This window comes from Yersinia ruckeri ATCC 29473, assembly GCF_000754815.1.
In the GTDB taxonomy this organism is placed as follows: domain Bacteria; phylum Pseudomonadota; class Gammaproteobacteria; order Enterobacterales; family Enterobacteriaceae; genus Yersinia; species Yersinia ruckeri.
Window position 1 is genome coordinate 1,978,859 of the sequence record NZ_KN150747.1, and the last position, 19,988, is coordinate 1,998,846.

Here is a 19,988-nt window from a genome sequence, read left to right on the forward strand (position 1 = left end):
TGACAGAGATGGCATCGAATGTTACATCAATAGCTAAAAATCACATAGTGATTGCCGCTAATAGGATTGAAAAATAAGTGAGTTCAGTTCGTACTGATTAAAAAGTTTATTTTTTCACAGGCGCGATGCTCAAATAACAGAAAACAAATTCCGTGTTAGGGATGGAGTCATTGATTAATATAGTGATGTTTGTTTATTGTGTGGATGATCAATAACTTTTATTTTCTATAATGACTAAATTTGATTTATATCAATAGTTGGATGGTATGCTCTTATATATGTTCTTCCATACAGTTAAGTCACATATTGTTACATGGATGATACCAATAAACCCAAGAGATTAAATAGCCTCAATAATATCTATTTACCTATATAATTATTACGTCACTAAGTGGTTTGTTATATTTAATATTATATTAAAATTGGTGTTTTATTCTGATGCCCTGTGCTGTAATTGCTGTTAATAGTGTTTTATCATTAAACTTATCGTCACACCATTGTCCCATGGGGGTTGTCATTAATTGTTTTTTATCGAAAATATCATTTTAACCTTTTATATCAATGGCTTTAATTTCAATCTTGTTATTATCATAATAACGAGTTGTTATTCTTCTCCTTACTTGGTATTGCGTGGATAACTTTCCTTCTACAAGTTATTGCTATGGCTTTTTTTTGATCAAGATTAAACTTTTTTAGATTATTTATTTTCTTTCTTTATAAATTTCATCGACTATCTTTAAATATGCATTTGGTTATTACTCATTATTTTAGCCCGACTAGTCGGGGTTTGTAAGGATGACCTATGTCTACAGATGATCAAAAGGTGGGCCTAATCCCTGTTACCTTAATGGTTGCAGGCAATATAATGGGCTCTGGTGTTTTTCTGTTGCCTGCGAATCTGGCATCAACGGGTGGTATCGCTATTTTTGGTTGGTTGGTCACTATTATTGGTGCACTGGCACTTTCAATTGTTTATGCAAAAATGTCATCAATTGATGATAGCCCAGGGGGGTCTTATGCTTATGCACGTCGCGCATTCGGACCTTTTTTAGGTTATCAGACTAACGTTCTTTACTGGTTGGCTTGCTGGATTGGGAATATTGCGATGGTGGTAATTGGGGTCGGTTACCTCAGTTATTTCTTCCCTATCTTAAAAGAACCAATGGTATTAACCATCACTTGCATTATCGTTCTGTGGATATTCGTTGGGTTGAATATTATTGGCCCAAAAATGATAACACGGGTGCAAGCGGTTGCTACCTCACTGGCCTTAATCCCAATTGTCGGGGTCGCGCTGTTTGGCTGGTTTTGGTTCAAAGGCGAAACCTACATGGAAGCTTGGAATGTTAGCGGAATGGGGACTTTTGGCGCGATTCAAAGCACCCTAAACGTGACATTATGGTCATTTATCGGGGTTGAAACCGCCTCGGTTGCGGCTGGGGTAGTTAAAAATCCAAAACGTAACGTGCCTATTGCAACTGTCGGTGGCGTATTGATTGCTGCGGTATGTTATGTCCTATCCAGTACTGCCATTATGGGGATGATTCCAAACGCAGCGCTGAAAGTTTCAGCTTCACCTTTTGGCGATGCGGCGCGTATGGCATTAGGTGATACCGCAGGGGCAGTGGTTTCTCTGTGTGCGGCTGCTGGATGTTTAGGTTCACTCGGGGGCTGGACGCTGGTTGCAGGTCAAACGGCTAAAGCGGCGGCGGATGACGGTTTGTTCCCACCGATTTTCGGTAAGGTCAATAAAGCCGGTACGCCGGTCGCCGGGCTTCTGATTTTGGGGGTACTGATGACCCTATTCCAGATCAGCAGTATTTCTCCTAATGCAACTAAAGAATTCGGTCTGGTTTCTTCCGTCTCGGTCATATTCACTTTGGTACCTTATATTTACACCTGCGCTGCGTTACTGCTGTTGGGGCATGGTCATTTAGGTAAACAGATCAATACCTACATTGCGATTACGATGGTGGCGTTTGTTTATTGTATCTGGGCCGTGGTGGGCTCTGGTGCTGAAGAAGTCATGTGGTCGTTCGTGGTGCTGATGGTGATCACCGCGCTCTATACCTTCAATTATAACCGTATACACAAAAACCCATTCCCGTTGGATGCTCCGCTCGATAAAAGCAATTAATTCATTTATCTCCCCCCGCAGCCAAAGCGCGGGGAGAATGAATCAGATGTTTTAGTCTATTAACAAGGACAGCTACGATGATTGATTTAAGTAGTCACAAAAAACGCAACGTTCTGGTGGTTGACAGTAATATTCTTGAAACCAATACCGCCAATGGACGAGCTGTGAACGAACTGATTGAAGCCCTAAGAGACATCAATTTTAATGTTATCGCTGCGGCCACTTTTGAAGACGGCACAGCCACAGTCGCTTCAGATTCATCTTTGTGTTGTATCTTCGTCGATTGGACCTCTGGAGGGAATGATGACGCCTCCCATAGTCAGGCTTTCGCACTGCTGCAAGATATTCGCCGACGCAATAAGAATGTACCGGTATTATTGATGGCGGAGCATTCGTGTATTAATAGTCTCAGCCTTGAAACCATGCGTCTGGTAAATGAATTTATTTGGATGCATGAAGATACCGCTGAGTTTATTGCAGCTCGTGCTCATGCGTTAATCACTAAATATTACGAACAGCTATTGCCACCGTTCACTAAAGCTTTATTCCAGTATACGGAAAATAATCCTGAATATTCCTGGGCTGCTCCGGGCCATCAGGGCGGTGTTGCGTTCAGCAAAACTGCCGTAGGTCGTGAGTTCCTCGATTTCTTTGGTGAAAATCTATTCCGTACCGACACCGGTATTGAACGTGAATCCTTGGGTTCTCTGCTCGATCACAGCGGGCCGATCAAAGATTCAGAAGCTTATGCCGCCCGAGTTTTTGGTGCGCACATGAGTTATTCGATGCTGAATGGTACTTCCGGTTCTAACCGTGCCGTGATGGCGGCAGTGATCGGAGACAAAGAAATCGCTCTGTGCGATCGTAACTGTCACAAATCTATTGAACAGGGTTTAGTGATGACCGGAGCCTTGCCGGTATTCTTTATGCCAACTCGCAACCGCTACGGTATTATCGGGCCGATTCCAAGATCTCAGCTCAAGCCGGAAGTCATCCAGCAAAAAATTGAACAGAATCCGTTAAGATCGCAGGGTAACAGTACCAAACCCGTTTATGCGGTATTGACCAACTGTACTTACGACGGTATGTGCTATAACGCGAAACAGGCGCAGGATTTGCTGGCAAAAAGTGTGGATCAGATTCACTTTGATGAAGCTTGGTACGCGTATGCCCGCTTTAATCCGCTGTATAAAGATCGCTATGCCATGCGTGGAAACCCTGCGGATCATGATCCTGACGGCCCGACGGTATTTGCTACCCAATCAACGCATAAATTGTTGGCAGCATTGTCCCAGGCTTCCTATATCCACGTCCGTAACGGTAAGAAACCAATAGAGCATTCCCGCTTTAACGAATCTTATATGCTGCAATCCACGACATCGCCACTGTATGCGATTATTGCCGCCAACGAAGTGGGTGCCGCGATGATGGATGGTGAGCAAGGAGAGGCATTGACTCAGGAAGTGATCAACGAGGCGGTTGATTTCCGTCTGGCACTGGCGCGTGCTCATGATACTTTCGCTGAGCAGGGTGACTGGTTTTTCAAACCGTGGAATGCTCCGGAGATTACCGATGCTGAAACCGGTAAAAAAGTCCCCTTTGCCCAAGCGTCGCGCGAACAGTTGACTACCGACCCATCTTGCTGGGTATTGAAGCCGGGCGACAACTGGCACGGTTTTGATCAGTTAGAAGATGACTGGTGCATGTTGGATCCGATCAAGGCTGGCATTATGGTGCCGGGGATGGGCGACGACGGCAAAATGCTGGATACAGGGATTCCAGCGGCGGTAGTGACGGCGTTCCTTGGGCAAAAAGGAATTGTACCATCACGGACCACTGATTTTATGGTGTTGTGTCTGTTCTCCGTCGGTATCACCAAAGGGAAATGGGGGACTTTAATCAACGTATTGCTGGAGTTCAAACAGCACTATGATGACAATACGCCAATCGCGCTTTGCCTACCGGATTTGGCGAAAAATTATCCACAGCAATATGGCAAAATGGGACTGAAAGATCTGTGTGATGATATGTTTGCACACATGAAAACCAGTGAAATGGATAAACTCCAGTCTGAAGCGTTCAGCAACTTACCAAAACCTATTACTCTGCCGCGCAAAGCCTTCCAGGATCATATGGCTGGTCGTTGCGAATTACTACCAATTGAAAAACTGGCTGGTCGCATTTCGGCGGTAGGGGTTATTCCTTACCCACCGGGTATTCCTATTATCATGCCAGGAGAAAGTTTTGGTTCTCAGGATGAACCTTGGCTGCGTTACATTCGGAGCATCGTGGCGTGGGGAGATAAATTCCCTGGTTTCGAGAAAATCCTGGAAGGCGCTGAGCTGAGGGAGGGTAAATACTTTATCTGGGTTCTGAAGCAGTCATAGAAACGCAGGAGCATGGTGAGCTGCGAAAATAAAAGGGTTAAGGACGTTTTGCGCGTTCTTGGCCCTTTTTTACGCCTACCACGGTACTTAAACGGCATAGGGTTGTGACCGCGTTCTCAGCAATGATGCGGGAGATTAAGGCTTGGCCTTCGCCTGATTTGACATACCTGCTGGAGCGATATCCCCCAATGGCGATGATGCCGTTTCGGTTTCCAACGGAGTAGTTGAACGGGTATACATGTTCAATCCCGCGAGGAATACGCCGCCAAGAGAACTCAGTGCCATCACGGCAAACAGGGCAATCAGTAATTTCTTCTGCATAGTTATATATTCACTTTTTATTGAAACATCCGCAATTATAGTCGTTTACCAGGGTGAAACAAAGGCGCAACTTTTAATGTTTACCAATCAAAAACTTGCCTAATGTCACCAATAGCACCGCAGAAACGATGATGCCAAGCGCCAGCCATTCGGTTAGCGATAGACTTTCACCCGCGAAACCGATACCGAGTAACACTGCGACCACTGGATTGACATAGGCATAGCTGGTCGCTACCGCCGGGCGCACGTTTTTCAGCAGGAACATATAGGCACTGATAGCCAGCATCGAACCGAAAACAATGAGATAAAGCAGTGCCAGAATTCCGCTAGTCGTTGGCAGTTGTGTCAGTTCTTCACCGCTGAGGGTTGAACCCAGCAGTAATACCACGCCAGCAACCAGCATTTGCGCCGCGCCGGACATCGCCCCAGTGGGGAGTGCCAGTTTTGAGCTCCAGATAGAACCAAAAGCCCAACTGGCCGATGCCAACAGAATCAATAGGGCGCCAGTGGGATTATCGGTCAGGTTACTGCCAGTATTCAGCAGGACTATCCCAACCAAGCCGAGAGCAATACCCGCCCATTCTAATTTGGTATTTTTCATGCCCCAGAGCAGGCTAAAACATAAAGTGAATAAGGGTACGGTGGCGACCATAACGGCGGCGATACCTGATGGAACATGTTGATGTTCCGCAATGGTGACTAGACCATTACCAATCGCCAATAGCAAAATCCCGATAGCACTGGCTGCTAGCCACTGACGTGCGGTGGGCAAGGCATGGCCGCGAATGATGAGAAAACCAAACAGGAGAATACCCGCGACCAGATAGCGAATACCGGCCATCATCAACGGGGGCCAGCTTTCTACGCCAATGCGAATCACCAGGTAAGTCGAACCCCAGACGAAATACAGCGTGAAAAGCGCGCCAATGAGTGGCCACGGATTACGACTAGCTTGCTTTAGCATAGATTATTCAACAGGTAAGCACGGGGGAAAATAGTGTTATAAGTAGACATGATATTGCTCACAATAAGCAAAGAATTAAATATGCTTTTTATCTGATATTATGTGACGAATAACTCCTTGTTTGTTGTATGTCTATCTGCGGGTTATTTCCTTACACTTGATCGCCGACGGATGCTGGGATGCATTTGATGTAATGCAATGTAATCTTAGTCTTGCTACAGCGGCCCGTACTCCAATCGCTAGCGGGATGGTTACGTGGAATCAGGTGGATAACGCCCTTAAACAGCGGTATTGCGTAATCGTAGGGGATTGTTATTTATATTGAAGATAAAACAAACGATTGTCATAAAAAAACCGGGAATAATCCCGGCGAATGATTTGAAAATATTTCATATAAAATGAGGGTAATACTTTCCTAAATCTTAGAACTGATAAACTAAGCCGACTGCAACGATATCATCACTATTCAGTTTAAGTTTATTATCGCTGCTCAGTTGATTAATTTTATAATCAATATAGGTGGACATATTCTTATTAAAGTAGTAATAGGCACCCACATCAATATATTTAACCAGATCGGCATCGCCGACACCTTCAATATCCTTTCCTTTAGACTGAACATATGCCAGCGATGGTTTCAAACCAAAATCAAATTGATATTGCGCGACTAACTCAATATTCTGCGCTTTATTGGCAAACCCGCTAACGGCTGTTGGCGTATTATTAATGCTGGCAGTACCAGAAATCGGGGTCATATTGCGGGTTTCAGCATAAGTCGCTGCCAAATAGATGCCATTATCGTCGTATTTCAGACCGGTAGCCCAGGCATCGGCTTTATCGCCCTTACCAAATGCACTCGCTTTTTGTGCGGTAGTACGGTTGGAAGAGGTATAAGCCGCACCAACGCTCACGCCAGAGCCGATGTTATAGCTGGACGCCAGACCAAAACCGTCACCGTTTTGTTTCGAAGTACCGCGTGACGTATCGTCGTTTTTACCTTGATATTGCAGGCTAAATTTCAGGCCGTCTACCCACCCGAAGAAATCACTGTTACGATAAGTGGCTACACCGTTGGTGCGGCCGGTCATGAAGTTATCGGTTTTCACATAGCTGTCACCGCCAAACTCTGGCAGCATATCTGTCCAAGCTCCGATATCGTATAACACACCGTAGTTGCGGCCATAATCGAAGGAACCGAATTTAGCATAACGTAAGCCAGCAAAACCTAAACGGGTTTTGGTATCGGTGGTGCCTTCGCTTTCGGCATGATTAACAGCTACGTTATATTCCCATTGGCCATAACCAGATAGTTGATCATTAATCTGTGTCACGCCTTTAAAACCAAAGCGGACATAAGATTTATCGCCATCACTATTTTTATTGTCAGAGAAATAATGCAAGCCTTTTACTTTTCCGTATAAGTCTAATTTATTACCGTCTTTATTATAAATCTCTGCTGCGTGGGAGGTGGCGGTAATGAAAAGTGCCGGTATAAGCATTGCCAGAATATTAATTTTCATGTTTTGCCCTGTTTCTCTTATTGAAAGATGCTAATCACCAATTTTTTTGCTGTATTCAATATCAGTCTGAACTTTCTCAGCGCAGAATTTTTACCGCAACTGTGTGATATATTTATGACAAAGTGAATTTAAGAACGATATTAATGAAAATAAGGGAGTCTGGCAGACATAACGGTGGCTCATTGTTGTTTTTAAGAGGCTGACGTGAGCGGCACTCTGTGGGACAATAGGACAACATTCAGTTTAGATAAGATATGCATGGCGTTATCCCCCGCAGTAAAAAACCAGATCAGCCAATGGTATAAAGCGCTTGGGCAACAAATTCCGGACTTTGTTTCTCGAACACCGCAGCGACAAATGATTGCCGAAGTAGCGAAAACGTTGGCAGGTGATGCTGGACGACATTTGGCCATCGAAGCCCCAACGGGTGTGGGGAAAACTTTGTCTTACTTGATTCCCGGTATTGCCATTGGTCGGGCGGAAACCAAGCCGCTGGTGGTCAGTACCGCGAACGTTGCGTTGCAAGATCAGATTTATAGCAAAGACCTGCCATTACTGAAAAAAATCATTCCTGATTTGAAATTCACCGGAGCCTTTGGCCGTGGGCGCTATGTGTGCCCACGTAATCTGGCCGCCATGTGTACCGATGTCTCTGGTCAAGGGGATTTATCGCTATTTTTGGGTGATGAACTGGCACCGGCCAACGGGGAAGAGCAGGCTACCTGTGTGGCATTATCAAAATCTCTCAATAGCTATGCCTGGGATGGTTTGCGAGATCATCATCAAAAGTCGCTGAGCGATGGGCTGTGGGCCAAACTCAGTACGGATAAAGCCAACTGTTTAGGCCGGAATTGTCACTATTTTCGCGAATGTCCCTTTTATATTGCGCGTAAAGAGATCGAAACCGCCGATGTGGTGGTCGCCAACCATGCTCTGGTGATGGCGGCGCTGGAAACTGAATCAGTGTTGCCTAATCCGAAAGAATTACTGTTGGTGTTGGATGAAGGCCACCATTTACCGGATGTTGCGCGCGATGCACTGGAGATTGAAGGGGAAATCACGGCAGTTTTTGCCAATCTACAGTTGGATATGATCGCCAGACTGGTAGATCAATGTATGGTGCAATACCGGCCCAAAAACCCACCAAAGCTGGCTAATCCTGAGCGCTTGCAAGATCATTGCGAGCAGATGCGGGAACTGATTCTTGACGTTGAGCAGCAGGTCAACCAACTGTTGCCAACCGATAGTATTCAGGCAACTCACCGCTTCGAAATGGGTATTTTGCCCGAGAGGCTGACGGAAAGTTGTGCCAAACTGTTCAAATTGACCGATGGTCTGCGGGGTCTGACTGAATTTGTGTTGAACGATTTGAGCGAACAAACCGGCAAGCACGATATTGTTCGTTTGCATCGAGCCATTTTACAAATGAGCCGAACCTTTGGTTATCTGGAAGCGATGACCAAATTGTGGCGTTTGGCAGCACTGGATAAAGCCTCTAACGCGCCGATATCCAAATGGGTAATGCGGGAATATCGTGAAAACCAAACGCACCTGTCTTTCCACTGTGTGGGTATTCGCGTGAGCGATCAGTTAGATAAAATGCTATGGCGAAAAGTCCCTCATGTGATCGTGACATCGGCCACGTTGCGCTCTCTAAATAGCTTCGCCCGCCTGCAAGAATTATCCGGCCTGAGTGAGAAGGCGGGTGATCGTTTTGTGGCTCTGTCTTCGCCGTTTAACCACGTTGAGCAGGGCAAGTTAGTGATCCCGCAAATGCGTTTTGAGCCGACTATGGCCAATGAGGCCGATCATCTGGCTGAAATGGCGCAGTTTTTCCGCGCTGAACAAGCCAGTGGCCGACATAAAGGGATGCTGATTTTGTTCAGCAGTCATCGGGCGATGCAGACTTTTCTCAGTCACGTGACAGATCTGCGGCTGATGCTGTTGGTGCAGGGCGATCAGCCTCGTTATCGTCTGGTCGAAGAGCATCGAAAACGGGTTGAGCAGGGAACCGCTAGCGTGTTGGTTGGTTTGCAGTCATTTGCTGAAGGTCTGGATCTTAAAGGCGAATTGCTGACCCAAGTACACATTCACAAAATAGCGTTTCCGCCGATCGACAGCCCAGTGATATTAACAGAAGGAGAGTGGCTAAAATCATTAAAACGCTATCCTTTTGAAGTCCAAAGTTTGCCGAGCGCGTCTTTTAACCTGATTCAGCAGGTTGGCCGATTAATTCGCAGTAATGAATGCCGTGGCGAAATTGTCATTTATGACCGTCGATTACTGACGAAAGGCTACGGTGCGCGTTTACTGGCGGCGTTGCCCGTTTTTCCGATTGAACAACCTGAAATGCCCGCCGCTGCCGCACTGCCGGTGAGTGTGAAAAAAACGCCGCGCAAGGCGGTGATAGGTAAGAAAAGAACACCCAAACGGCGTCGAAGCAATGTCACTCTCGGTAGCGGATGATATTGATGGCCAGTGGCCAATAATCGACCGTTAAACCCTTTTTATTCTAACAAAAATAGCGAGAAGGAAGCCTTGTCGATGGATTACCGCAAAATTATCAAAGAAGTGGGGCGGGGTAAAAATCATGCCCGCGATCTGGATCAGGAAACGGCCTATGGGCTTTATCAACGGATGCTACAAGGGCAGGTTCCTGAACTGGAATTGGGTGGAATTCTGATCGCTTTTCGAATTAAAGGTGAATCGGAACAGGAAATACTCGGTTTTTATCGGGCAATGCAAGAGCAGGTTATGAATCTGAAAGCCCCTCAGGGACGGCCAATTCCGGTGGTGATCCCCAGTTATAACGGCGCACGCAAGCAGGCAAATTTAACTCCATTATTGGCGTTGTTGCTCTCTCGCTTGGGATTCCCTGTGGTGATTCACGGTGTGACTGAGGACAGCACTCGTGTCACTAGCGCGGAAATATTTCAGGCGCTGGGCGTGCCGTGGTCGCTCACCAAAGACGATGCGCAAACCCGTTTAGATCATGGTTTGCCGGTATTTATTCCGGTAGCGGTGTTCTCGCCTGAGTTGGATCAACAATTAGCGTTACGCTGGCAGATGGGCGTGCGTAACAGTAGCCATACCTTGGCCAAATTGGCGACGCCGTTTGGGCAACACCCATCGTTGCGTCTGGCGAGTGTCTCACACCCAGAATATATGCAAAAAGTCGGCAGTTTCTTCCAAGAGATCGGTGCGCCAGCGTTGTTGCTACAGGGCACTGAAGGTGAAGTGTATGCCAACCCACTGCGTTGCCCGCCGATTCACGCTATTGTTGAAGGGGAACAACGGATATTGATTGAACGCTTATCCAATGATGACACGCCGACTCTTCCTACTTCTAAAGAAACAGCTGAAACTGCGCGCTGGATCGAAAGTTGTCTGGCGGGAGAGGTGCCTATTCCGGCATCAATAATCAAGCAATTAGCTTGTTGTTTACTGGTTACCGGGCAGGTCAGTTCGCTGGAGCAGGCACTGAAACAATTCGCTGGCTGAGTCAGGTTTGCCACCCCGGAACGGCAGCGTTGTCCTTGGCGTCGGCCTGTTCTTATTGGCATTTTATGCTATCTTACGCGCCAGAAAATGCCCACCAGAGAGTCAACCGATGGAAAACAAAAAAATCTTTCCCAAAGAAAAAAGCGGATTACATCCCCGAAATCATCATCGTTCTCGCTACGATTTTGATGCGCTTTCAATCAGTTGCCCTGAGTTAAGTGCGTTTTTGGCACCGAATGCCTACGGTGATATTTCAGTAGATTTTGCCGATCCTGCGGCGGTAAAAATGTTGAATCGGGCATTATTAAAACATTTTTATGGCATTGAATTTTGGGATATTCCTGCCGACTATCTATGCCCGCCGATTCCGGGGCGAGCCGATTATCTGCACCATTTGGCCGATCTGTTAGCCAGCGATAACGGTGGCGTTATCCCGCAGGGGAAAAGTGTCGCGGTATTGGACGTCGGTGTCGGTGCCAACTGCATCTATCCTATTATTGGTCAACGGGAATATGGCTGGCGTTTCACTGGCACAGAAATTGACCCACAGGCGCTGAGTGCTGCGAAAATGGTGGTTTCCATGAACCCAACGCTGAGAAATACACTGCGTTTGAAGTTACAGAAACAACCTGCGGCTATTTTTGACGGTGTATGGGCGATTAACGAGCGTTATGACGTGACGTTATGCAACCCGCCATTCCATGCTTCGGCGGAAGAGGCTGCAGCCACTACGCGGCGTAAACTGCATAAGCTAGGCAAAAATGAAGTGGCGGCGCAGCCGGTACAAAACTTTGGTGGTAAAAATGCCGAGTTGTGGTGCGATGGTGGTGAAGAAGGTTTTGTGACTCGTATGGTGAGAGAAAGCGTCGAGCGCGGCAACAACTGCCTTTGGTTCACGTCACTGGTTTCCAAAAAAACCAGTCTACCGGCGATTTATCATGCTCTCCGTTATGCGAATGCTGCGGAAATTCGCACCATTGATATGGCACAGGGACAAAAAGTCAGTCGCTTTGTCGCTTGGACATTCCAGACTGAAGCCCAACGTGCTGTCTGGGTTGCCGAACGTTGGTAGTTTTTTGACCGGTTAAATCGAATTTTCACCCTACGGCAGTTAGCTCATTGTGCGGGTATTTTTAGGCGCTTTGAATGGTGATTAATTTTAGCAATCAGAGATAAAACAGAGCGAAATACCTTGCGGGAGGCATGATTGTCCCCCGCAAGGCTAATTTATCAGGATACGTGTTGCAAGAACTCGCGCAAGCGATTACTTGGCGGGTTGGTGATTAACGTATCAGGATCTCCGTCCTCGGCTACGCGACCTTTATCAATAAAGATCAACCGTGACGCCACCTTCTGCGCAAAGCCCACTTCGTGAGTGACGATGACCATCGTCATGCCTTCTTCAGCCAGATCCTTCATTACAGTCAACACTTCATGACGTAATTCTGGGTCCAGTGCGGACGTTGGCTCATCAAACAGCATCAGTTTGGGTTTAACTGCTAGTGCTCTGGCGATAGCCACACGCTGCTGCTGACCGCCGGACAGTTCGGCAGGATAATGGTGTGCTCGTTCGGATAGCCCAACTTTTGCCAGCAGTTCGCGAGCCTGTTTTTCTGCATCCTGTTTACTGGCATGGCGCACTCGGATCGGGCCAAAGGCCACATTTTCCAACGCAGTCAGGTGCGGGAACAGATAAAACTGTTGGAAAACCATACCGGCTTCCTGGCGAATCAGACGTTCATCGACTTTAGGGTCGTTAACATCTAAACCATCAACGATCAGTTGGCCTTTGGTGATGACTTCCAGCTTGTTGATGCAGCGCAGCAACGTGGATTTACCTGAGCCAGAAGGCCCGATAATCACCACCACTTCGCCCTTGGTGATATTCAGATTGATATCGTGCAGTACCTGGGTTTGCCCAAAGTGTTTAGAAACATTCTTGAATTCAATCATATTATTTTCAATTTTCTTTCTAACCGACGCAGGGCAAAGCTCAGCGCCAGCGTGATAATCAGGTAAATCACCGCAACGGCCGTCCAGATTTCCATGGCACGAAAGTTACCGGCAATAATCTCCTGACCCTGACGAGTCAGTTCGGCCACACCGATCACGATAAACAGTGAGGTATCTTTAATGCTGACAATCCATTGGTTGCCCAGCGGCGGTAACATACGACGCAGTGCCAAAGGGGCAATGACATAACGCAGCGTATCGCGCTTGGATAAACCCAATGCCAAACCGGCTTCGCGGAAACCATTGTGGATTGACAGCACTGCACCGCGGGTGATTTCCGCAATATAAGCGCCGGAGTTAATCATGATGGTCACAACGGCTGCCGAGAAAGGATCGATGCGTACTGGCATCATCATTGGCAAGGCGAAATAGATAAACATCACTTGTACAACAATTGGCGTACCGCGAATCAATTCAATGAAAACTAACGCGATATTTCTACTTAACCAACCACCATAAGCACGAGCAAAACCTGCGACAACCCCAATAATCAGGCCACCAAGCAACCCGAGAACCGAGATCCACAGGGTTAACTTGGCACCTTCAAGCAAGATTGGTATGGCGGGCCAAATAGCGCTCCATTCAAACTGCATGTATATTCTCCTGGTATAAAAACCGCAAAAAAAATTAATTACTTAGGTTCAACACCAAACCATTTCTTATAGATTTCATTGTAAGTGCCGTTCTCTTTCAATGTCTTCAGTGCCGCATTGACCTTCACCCGCAACTCACTGCCTTGTGGGAAGGCGATACCGTATTGTTGTGCCTTGATGGAATCACCGACCGCTTTAAACTGGCCATTACCGGCAGTTTTGATGAAATACAGGATGTTCGGTGTGTCGTGCAGAACCGCATCAGCACGGCCAGTACCTAATTCCAGGTAAGCGTTGTCGATATTAGGGAACTGACGCAGGTCTTTGGTTTTGATGTTGGCTTTGGCGTAATCAACGGAACCAGTACCGCTTTTGACTGCCAATACTTTACCTTTCAGATCGGCTTCGCCTTTGATGTCATTGTTGGTGGTTTTTACCATTACCAGCAAGCCGCTGTTGTAGTAACCATCAGAGAAATCGACCGCTTTTTTGCGCTCGTCGGTAATGGTGATACCAGCCAGAGCCAAATCAACGTTTTTGGTTTGCAAGGCAGGAATAATGCCGCTGAAATCCATAGGTTTCAGTTCGTAATCCAACTTCAATTCTTTGGCGATAGCCGCCCAAAGATCAACATCAAAACCAACGTACTTATCCCCTTGTTTAAATTCGAAAGGAACGAAAGCGGTATCCGTGGCAACAATCAATTTGTCCGCTGCGTGAGAACTTACTGCAAAGGCCAGAGTGATAGCGGCCAATGAAACTTTTACAAGTGACTTCATATGTGGGAGTTCCTTTGTACTTTGAGTGGAGGAGATCCGTTTTTTTATAATTCCGGGAGCAATATGAAAAAATCGTGCCAAAATTGCAAGTCTTTTAAAAATAAAGCATTTAATACAAATTATTAGGCTGCAACTACTTAGCTACAATCAATTGCACTGCAACGAATCACCAAAATGGTGCATTTTGGCTATTTTGGTGCAATGCCATCATAATTAACTCACTACTAACTAATTAGTCAATAATTAATGATTGTGTTTTAACATGAAAACAACACAATTGCTGGTGGGCGCAGATTTTTATGTGACAGGCGTCAGAGGTAACATCAATGCGTGAGAGGAAAATATCACGTACAGCAATGGCTAAGTGAACGGGAAAAATGACGAAGGGCCAGCGTTGCCAGCCCCAATCATTTAATCTGATAGCATTCTTTCAATATGTCAGCGTTATTCGATATTGGCTTCGATAAACCATAGGAATTGGTCTAGATCGCGGGAAGCGGCGGTAAACATGTCAGCAGTGTCTTCGTCTTCGACCTGATTAATGGCTTTGCGAATATCATTAGCGACAACGGCGTAGCGATCCGCCAGCGCTTTCAGGTGTTCCTGTACGCTATGAATATTGGTCGGATAGCTTTTAAGCGGTGATTTATCATTCACAACCTGTACAGTACCTAATGCAATACCACCGAGCTGTACAGCACGTTCTGCAAAAGTATCCAAATGCCCGGTAATTGAGGTACGGAAACCATCCAGCATTTCATGTACGGCAATGAAGTTTGCCCCGCGCATATTCCAGTGAGCCTGTTTGGTTATCAATGAGAGATCGATAAATTGAATAAGCATGCGGTTCAGTGCCTTGATGGCAGCAATTTTTACGCTTTCATCCAGATCATTACGGGTGTAAAGCAGATCAGAAGATTTGGTTTTTACCAGTTTAGCGGTACTCATGATAGGTATCCTCTTGATAAGTGATTTATTCATTTTCTTACCGAATAATTATAGCAGTGATATTTATTTGCATTAAGCGGTTACGGCCTATCAATGACATCGGTTATATCTTGATATAATGAGTGGTAAATTATTTTTTATAACCATTGTGTTTTATTTTGATATTTATCAAGGATTTTATTTTTTATTATTAATGATTGTCGATGAGTTTATTTAACATTTAAATTAACCCGTCAATCTGAAAGATGAATAATCACTCAATACCTAACCATTACACTAAAGTTTATTATTTCCAATGGATATAATAGGAATAGATATCTTCTACTCCGTTAATTTTCACTGTTTAAAATCAACGGAGTAGAGACGCTATCTACCGACTTGCGCCACAATAAATAGGCGCGGGAAGGTCAGTAAACGGCGACCATCGCTTTGGATGCGATAAGCGGCATCAATCTTTCGTAAATAGGCTTGCAGAAAAGCTTGGCGTTGAATGTCATCGAGCGGATCGAGAAATGGCCTTAATCCGGTAGCACGAAGCCAATTGACGATGGCTTCAGCAGACGGCATCGGGTGGTAATAAAAGGTGCGCCATATATCAACCCGCTGAGCGAGCGGAGCCAGTAAATTGTAATATTCGCGCACAGACAGTATTTTCACCTGCTCGGCATGACTCGTTGCTAACAGCGATTGCCATGGGCCTTCCGTTGCCACTTCACGCATGGCTCTGTGGCTGGGTTCGTCGCGATTATCGGGCATTTGCACTGCCAGAATGCCTTGCGGGGCAAGCTGCGCCAGTAATTGTGGCATTAAATGTTTATGCTCTGGTAGCCACTGTAAACTGGCATTGGCGTAGATCAGATCCTGTGGCTGCGGAGGTTGCCAGTGCTGAATATCGCCCAGTTGGAATTGGCAGCCAGGTAAGCGCTTTTGTGCACTGTCTAGCATGGTTTGCGAGTTATCAATGCCGACTAGGTTGCCGGTAGAAAAGCGCTGCCACAATAATTCGGTGGAATTACCAGGCCCACAGCCCAGGTCGCTGATAAATAGAGGGTTATCGAGTGCCACCTTGGCAAGCAAATCGGCGGCTGGTCGGGTGCGTTCGGCTTCAAATTGACGGTAAAGATCGGGTTCCCAGTCTGACATGTCAATCCTCACTTTAGGTGTGTATCAGCGCTGTCATTGCGGCTCACTATTTTGCAACGAGCCGCTGTACAGCACCAATAAGTTGTCCAGTGGGTGAATCGCCTTCGGTTCCAGTCTGATAGCGCTTAGCCCTAAAGAAACCGACCGGCGTTAATTCGTCGGTATCCAGCGGGCCAAGAGAGTGAAGTTGCTCGCTAGCAGCCAGATTTCATTGTGTGTTGCCGGTCTGGCTTCCAGATTGTTGCTCTTGGGTGGCGGATTAAGCCAATTCTTCTATTTTAGATTTAGCTCTAATGGTTAAGGTTGCGCCAATCGATGCACAGATAATCGAGGCGAGTGCCAACCATTGCACCAGAGACAGATGCTCATTGAGGAAAATTAAGCCGGAAATAGCTGCCAGCGCTGGTTCCAGACTCATTAAAGTACCGAAGGTACGAGCGGGTAGACGAGTGAGTGCAACCATTTCCAACGAATAAGGCAATGCGGTGGAGAGAATGGCAACCGCTAGCGCAACAGGTAAAATAGCGGGCGAAAATAACGCCATGCCATTATAAGCGACACCAATCGGACAGAAAACCAACGCAGCGATTAATGAACCTATTGCCACCGTTCCGGCTCCGTGATCGCCACCGGCTTTTTGTCCGGAAAGAATATAAATCGCCCAGCAGGCACCGGCACCCAGAGCGCAGGCTGCACCAAACAGATCAATACGTTCGACGCTTTGACCGAGGGGAAGTAAAAAGGTTAATCCCAGTATAGCCAATCCCACCCACAGGAAATCGATCGGGCGACGTGACGAAAACATCGCCACCGCCAGTGGGCCGGTAAACTCAAGTGCAACGGCAATGCCTAGTGGCACCGTTTTTAATGATAAATAGAAAAGAAAGTTCATTCCGCCAAGTGCCAAACCATATATCAGCAGGGCTAACCGACTTCCTGCGGCAAAACGCATTTTCCACGGCTTGAAAATAACGAACAGAATCAGCGTGCCAATTCCCAGTCGTAGAGAGGTAATGCCCTGCGCACCCACTAACGGGAATAGGCTTTTTGCTAGTGATGCACCGCTCTGAATTGAAACCATAGCAATGACCAGCAGGCAAATGGGAAGCAGGGGAAATGACGATTTGGATGGAGGGGACAGCGACATCCTTTGAGACCTCGGTAAAATTAATAAATATTCAGTTTTTTACCAGTGTAAATGAATTGCTATCGATGTATCCAAAAATTAGCAAAAGCAGTGAGTCAAATGCAAAAAAAGGCAAACAACTTTAGCGCTGTATGTTTTTCAAACGCCAAAAGTGGGTTTTATAGACGATATGTTTAAGAATTGTCTGGAATTGAATAAAGTGATGAACTTCACAGTTCAAGCTTAATTTGGCTAAATCATGTATACTTTTAGCAAGTTACCTGTTCTAGAAAAGATTTGTTACACCATATAAAAGTTTAGACAACGATTCAGGTGCAGAGTTTCTATCTAATATTTGTTATATTTTAAAGGTGCTTTGTTTAATTAATAATAATTTGCGTCTTGAGGTAGTTATGAAGAAAATTGCATGTCTTTCAGCAGTAGCAGCTTGTGTGTTAGCAGTAAGCGTCGGTAGTGCATTTGCAGGCGAAAGCACCGTTACTGGTGGTTATGCCCAGAGCGATTTACAAGGTGTTGCTAACAAAGCTTCAGGTTTCAACCTGAAATATCGTTACGAGTGGAGCGATTCCCAGTTGGGCGCTATCGGTTCTTTCACTCACACTGAAAAAAGTTCTTTCGGTGATAAAGACAGCGCTTACAACAAGGCTCAGTACAACGCAATTACTGCGGGTCCAGCTTACCGTATCAACGATTGGGCTAGCGTTTATGGCGTAGTCGGTGTGAGCTATGGTCGTTTCACTCAGAACGGTCTGGCTAGTGACAACAAAGCAAGTTCAAGCGATTACGGCTTGGCATACGGTGCTGGCGTTCAGTTGAACCCAATCAAAAACGTCGCGTTGGACTTCTCTTACGAGCAGAGCCGCATCCGCAGCGTTGACGTTGGTACTTGGATCGCTGGTGTTGGTTACACTTTCTAAGTGTAGTTAGCCGCTAGGGTATTGGTTCTTTGGAACTCAGTACCCAATCCAATAAAAATCCGCCTCCGTGCGGATTTTTTCGTAATGGAAAACTTTTTAAGTTCAGTTAGTTATATTTTCATTCTTCATACGATGGGTCATCTTAAATAAGATAAAGTGCAAATTTATTTCAGCGGCAGCACTGATTTTTTAAAACCAACTTATTTTTATCTATGACTACTTTTTTCTAAATATTACTTAAACGACTTGCGAATGCCCGGAAAATTTTGGAAAGGGCGTGCTTTAATCACCGCGAAACAAATATGTATGCAGTATCTCGTTTGGCGAGGCTCCTATACAAACACAGGTTACTGATCTGACGACATCGAGAGATGCCCAAGGTTAAGACAGGCTTTATCGGATTAAGGTTCAGCCCAAGGTAACTTCTGATGACATCATCAGATACGTTGTATAGTGCTAAAACCTGGACGCGGAGATAGGCAGTCTGCACTCCCTCTTTGGTTACCGCCCCTATGCGATCACTGTTGAAGTCTAAACAGATATAGGGACAATCATGACTCATTCATTATCACACCATAATACGCTATTAAAAACTGACGCTGATGCCTGTGAAGAAGCATCCGTGGCGGCTTATATGAGCGATAACTTTATTACCATTTCTGAAAAGCTGACGACGAAGGAAGCCCGCGATTATCTGCTTTCTCAGTTAAAGACCGATGAAATTCCTTCTCAATTATTTGTCACCAGCGATAATTGTCATCTGTGCGGCGTGCTGTCAGTAAAGAAACTACTGCAATCGATTGAACCAAACAGCCCGATTAGTACCATGATGAACCAAAGTTTTTTCCATGTTTCTCCCGATGATGAGCGTAGCCATGTCGCGCAGTTATTAAGTCAGGGTGGCGTTGATGTTGTGCCAGTATTAGCGAATTGGAGTTTGGTCGGTGTGTTGGGTGAAAAAGAAATTGCTCGCCTGGTCGAAGACGAAAATACCGAAGATGCTCAACGTCAAGGCGCCAGTTTACCGCTGGATAAACCTTATTTGAGTACCAGTTCATGGGAATTATGGAAAAAACGCTGTCCGTGGTTGCTGATGTTATTTGTTGCTGAAGCTTATACTGGCACAGTGATCAAAGCCTTTGAAGAACAGTTGGAGGCGGTTATTGCGTTAGCGTTCTTTATTCCCTTATTGATTGGTACTGGTGGTAATAGTGGTACGCAAATCACCTCAACCTTGATTCGTGCTATGGCGTTAGGCGAAGTCAGCCTGCGCAATGTGGGTGCCGTCATTAAGAAGGAAGTGACAACCTCATTGATGATTGCTGTGACTATTGGTGGCGCGGCTTGGGTGCGCGCCTGGGTTATGGGCGTCGGTACGGATGTGACCTTGGTGGTGAGTTTGGCTCTGGTGGCGATTACCATCTGGAGTGCTTTTGTATCGTCCATTATTCCTATGATACTCAAGAAAGCCGGTATTGATCCCGCCGTAGTTTCAGCGCCGTTTATCGCCACTTTTATTGATGGTACGGGGCTGATTATTTATTTTAAAATTGCTCAGGTCATATTGAATATATAACAGACGAGTTAATACATGATAGAGAGCCACGCATTATTACAT

At 45.9% G+C, this 19,988-nt stretch carries 16 protein-coding genes and 1 riboswitch; of the genes, 7 read left to right on the forward strand and 9 right to left on the reverse strand.

The features are described from left to right. Nucleotides 1–802 precede the first annotated feature (802 nt). The gene (gene adiC, locus DJ39_RS08835) at nt 803–2,137 is read left to right on the forward strand and encodes an arginine/agmatine antiporter (protein ID WP_038244376.1); all 1,335 of its coding nucleotides are present in this window, start codon (nt 803–805) and stop codon (nt 2,135–2,137) included. A 77-nt stretch (nt 2,138–2,214) separates the two neighbouring features. Beyond that, complete coding sequence (locus DJ39_RS08840) at nt 2,215–4,524, forward strand: Orn/Lys/Arg family decarboxylase (RefSeq protein ID WP_004717094.1); 2,310 nt, start codon at nt 2,215–2,217, stop codon at nt 4,522–4,524. A 135-nt stretch (nt 4,525–4,659) separates the two neighbouring features. Here DJ39_RS08840 and DJ39_RS08845 read toward each other — a convergent pair whose 3' ends face one another. The 3 genes from DJ39_RS08845 to ompC form a co-directional block, all read right to left on the reverse strand. Then, nucleotides 4,660–4,845: a hypothetical protein gene (locus DJ39_RS08845; protein ID WP_004717095.1), complete on the reverse strand. Its 186-nt coding sequence runs from the start codon at nt 4,843–4,845 to the stop codon at nt 4,660–4,662. Between the two features lie 73 nt (nt 4,846–4,918). After that, nucleotides 4,919–5,809, reverse strand: a complete 891-nt coding sequence (gene yedA, locus DJ39_RS08850) for a drug/metabolite exporter YedA (protein WP_004717098.1) — start codon at nt 5,807–5,809, stop codon at nt 4,919–4,921. Nucleotides 5,810–6,231: 422 nt separating this feature from the next. Beyond that, on the reverse strand, nt 6,232–7,329 hold the full coding sequence (ompC, locus tag DJ39_RS08855) for a porin OmpC (RefSeq protein ID WP_004717101.1): 1,098 nt from the start codon (nt 7,327–7,329) through the stop codon (nt 6,232–6,234). A 258-nt stretch (nt 7,330–7,587) separates the two neighbouring features. Here ompC and dinG point away from each other — a divergent pair, with 258 nt between their 5' ends. The 3 genes from dinG (at nt 7,588) to rlmF (ending at nt 11,902) form a co-directional block, all read left to right on the forward strand. Next, nucleotides 7,588–9,795, forward strand: coding sequence for an ATP-dependent DNA helicase DinG (dinG, locus tag DJ39_RS08860; protein ID WP_004717104.1), 2,208 nt, complete (start codon nt 7,588–7,590; stop codon nt 9,793–9,795). Nucleotides 9,796–9,873: 78 nt separating this feature from the next. Next, nucleotides 9,874–10,830 carry a DNA-binding protein YbiB gene (ybiB, locus tag DJ39_RS08865; RefSeq protein WP_038251303.1) on the forward strand — a complete coding sequence of 319 codons (957 nt, stop codon included), beginning with the start codon at nt 9,874–9,876 and terminating at the stop codon, nt 10,828–10,830. 109 nt (nt 10,831–10,939) lie between these two features. Then, complete coding sequence (rlmF, locus tag DJ39_RS08870) at nt 10,940–11,902, forward strand: 23S rRNA (adenine(1618)-N(6))-methyltransferase RlmF (protein ID WP_038251304.1); 963 nt, start codon at nt 10,940–10,942, stop codon at nt 11,900–11,902. A gap of 158 nt (nt 11,903–12,060) precedes the next feature. On the opposite strand, the gene glnQ is transcribed toward rlmF, so the two are convergent. The 6 genes from glnQ to rhtA form a co-directional block, all read right to left on the reverse strand. Next, the gene (gene glnQ / locus DJ39_RS08875) at nt 12,061–12,783 is read right to left on the reverse strand and encodes a glutamine ABC transporter ATP-binding protein GlnQ (RefSeq protein ID WP_038251305.1); all 723 of its coding nucleotides are present in this window, start codon (nt 12,781–12,783) and stop codon (nt 12,061–12,063) included. Then, entirely contained in the window at nt 12,780–13,436 is a 657-nt protein-coding gene (gene glnP, locus DJ39_RS08880) for a glutamine ABC transporter permease GlnP (protein WP_038244364.1), read from the reverse strand. The genes glnQ and glnP overlap by 4 nt, the downstream gene beginning before the upstream one ends. 38 nt (nt 13,437–13,474) lie before the next feature. Next, nucleotides 13,475–14,215 (reverse strand): glutamine ABC transporter substrate-binding protein GlnH, encoded by a 741-nt coding sequence (glnH, locus tag DJ39_RS08885; protein ID WP_038244362.1) that lies wholly within the window; start codon nt 14,213–14,215, stop codon nt 13,475–13,477. 444 nt (nt 14,216–14,659) lie between these two features. After that, nucleotides 14,660–15,163 (reverse strand): DNA starvation/stationary phase protection protein Dps, encoded by a 504-nt coding sequence (gene dps / locus DJ39_RS08890; protein WP_004717117.1) that lies wholly within the window; start codon nt 15,161–15,163, stop codon nt 14,660–14,662. A 366-nt stretch (nt 15,164–15,529) separates the two neighbouring features. Beyond that, a complete protein-coding gene (tam, locus tag DJ39_RS08895) occupies nt 15,530–16,306 on the reverse strand; it encodes a trans-aconitate 2-methyltransferase (protein WP_004717118.1) in 777 nt (258 codons plus the stop codon). 259 nt (nt 16,307–16,565) lie between these two features. Then, nucleotides 16,566–17,453 carry a threonine/homoserine exporter RhtA gene (gene rhtA / locus DJ39_RS08900; RefSeq protein ID WP_038251307.1) on the reverse strand — a complete coding sequence of 296 codons (888 nt, stop codon included), beginning with the start codon at nt 17,451–17,453 and terminating at the stop codon, nt 16,566–16,568. Between the two features lie 392 nt (nt 17,454–17,845). Between rhtA and ompX the strand changes: the two genes are divergently transcribed. Continuing rightward, nucleotides 17,846–18,370 carry an outer membrane protein OmpX gene (gene ompX, locus DJ39_RS08905; RefSeq protein WP_038244358.1) on the forward strand — a complete coding sequence of 175 codons (525 nt, stop codon included), beginning with the start codon at nt 17,846–17,848 and terminating at the stop codon, nt 18,368–18,370. A gap of 308 nt (nt 18,371–18,678) precedes the next feature. Continuing rightward, nucleotides 18,679–18,852: riboswitch (M-box (ykoK) riboswitch) on the forward strand. 71 nt (nt 18,853–18,923) lie between these two features. Continuing rightward, a complete protein-coding gene (locus tag DJ39_RS08910) occupies nt 18,924–19,946 on the forward strand; it encodes a magnesium transporter (RefSeq protein ID WP_004717125.1) in 1,023 nt (340 codons plus the stop codon). The last annotated feature ends 42 nt before the right edge of the window (nt 19,947–19,988 follow it).

Excerpts from the sequence above, each read along its gene's own strand:
- adiC (WP_038244376.1), top strand. The coding sequence starts at position 803 with ATGTCTACAGATGATCAAAAGGTGGGCCTAATCCCTGTTACCTTAATG.
- rlmF (WP_038251304.1), top strand. The coding sequence starts at position 10,940 with ATGGAAAACAAAAAAATCTTTCCCAAAGAAAAAAGCGGATTACATCCC.
- DJ39_RS08910 (WP_004717125.1), top strand. The coding sequence starts at position 18,924 with ATGACTCATTCATTATCACACCATAATACGCTATTAAAAACTGACGCT.
- glnH (WP_038244362.1), bottom strand. The coding sequence starts at position 14,215 with ATGAAGTCACTTGTAAAAGTTTCATTGGCCGCTATCACTCTGGCCTTT.
- tam (WP_004717118.1), bottom strand. The coding sequence starts at position 16,306 with ATGTCAGACTGGGAACCCGATCTTTACCGTCAATTTGAAGCCGAACGC.
- DJ39_RS08840 (WP_004717094.1), top strand. The coding sequence starts at position 2,215 with ATGATTGATTTAAGTAGTCACAAAAAACGCAACGTTCTGGTGGTTGAC.
- dinG (WP_004717104.1), top strand. The coding sequence starts at position 7,588 with ATGGCGTTATCCCCCGCAGTAAAAAACCAGATCAGCCAATGGTATAAA.
- ybiB (WP_038251303.1), top strand. The coding sequence starts at position 9,874 with ATGGATTACCGCAAAATTATCAAAGAAGTGGGGCGGGGTAAAAATCAT.
- glnP (WP_038244364.1), bottom strand. The coding sequence starts at position 13,436 with ATGCAGTTTGAATGGAGCGCTATTTGGCCCGCCATACCAATCTTGCTT.
- dps (WP_004717117.1), bottom strand. The coding sequence starts at position 15,163 with ATGAGTACCGCTAAACTGGTAAAAACCAAATCTTCTGATCTGCTTTAC.
- rhtA (WP_038251307.1), bottom strand. The coding sequence starts at position 17,453 with ATGTCGCTGTCCCCTCCATCCAAATCGTCATTTCCCCTGCTTCCCATT.
- ompC (WP_004717101.1), bottom strand. The coding sequence starts at position 7,329 with ATGAAAATTAATATTCTGGCAATGCTTATACCGGCACTTTTCATTACC.
- ompX (WP_038244358.1), top strand. The coding sequence starts at position 17,846 with ATGAAGAAAATTGCATGTCTTTCAGCAGTAGCAGCTTGTGTGTTAGCA.
- DJ39_RS08845 (WP_004717095.1), bottom strand. The coding sequence starts at position 4,845 with ATGCAGAAGAAATTACTGATTGCCCTGTTTGCCGTGATGGCACTGAGT.
- yedA (WP_004717098.1), bottom strand. The coding sequence starts at position 5,809 with ATGCTAAAGCAAGCTAGTCGTAATCCGTGGCCACTCATTGGCGCGCTT.
- glnQ (WP_038251305.1), bottom strand. The coding sequence starts at position 12,783 with ATGATTGAATTCAAGAATGTTTCTAAACACTTTGGGCAAACCCAGGTA.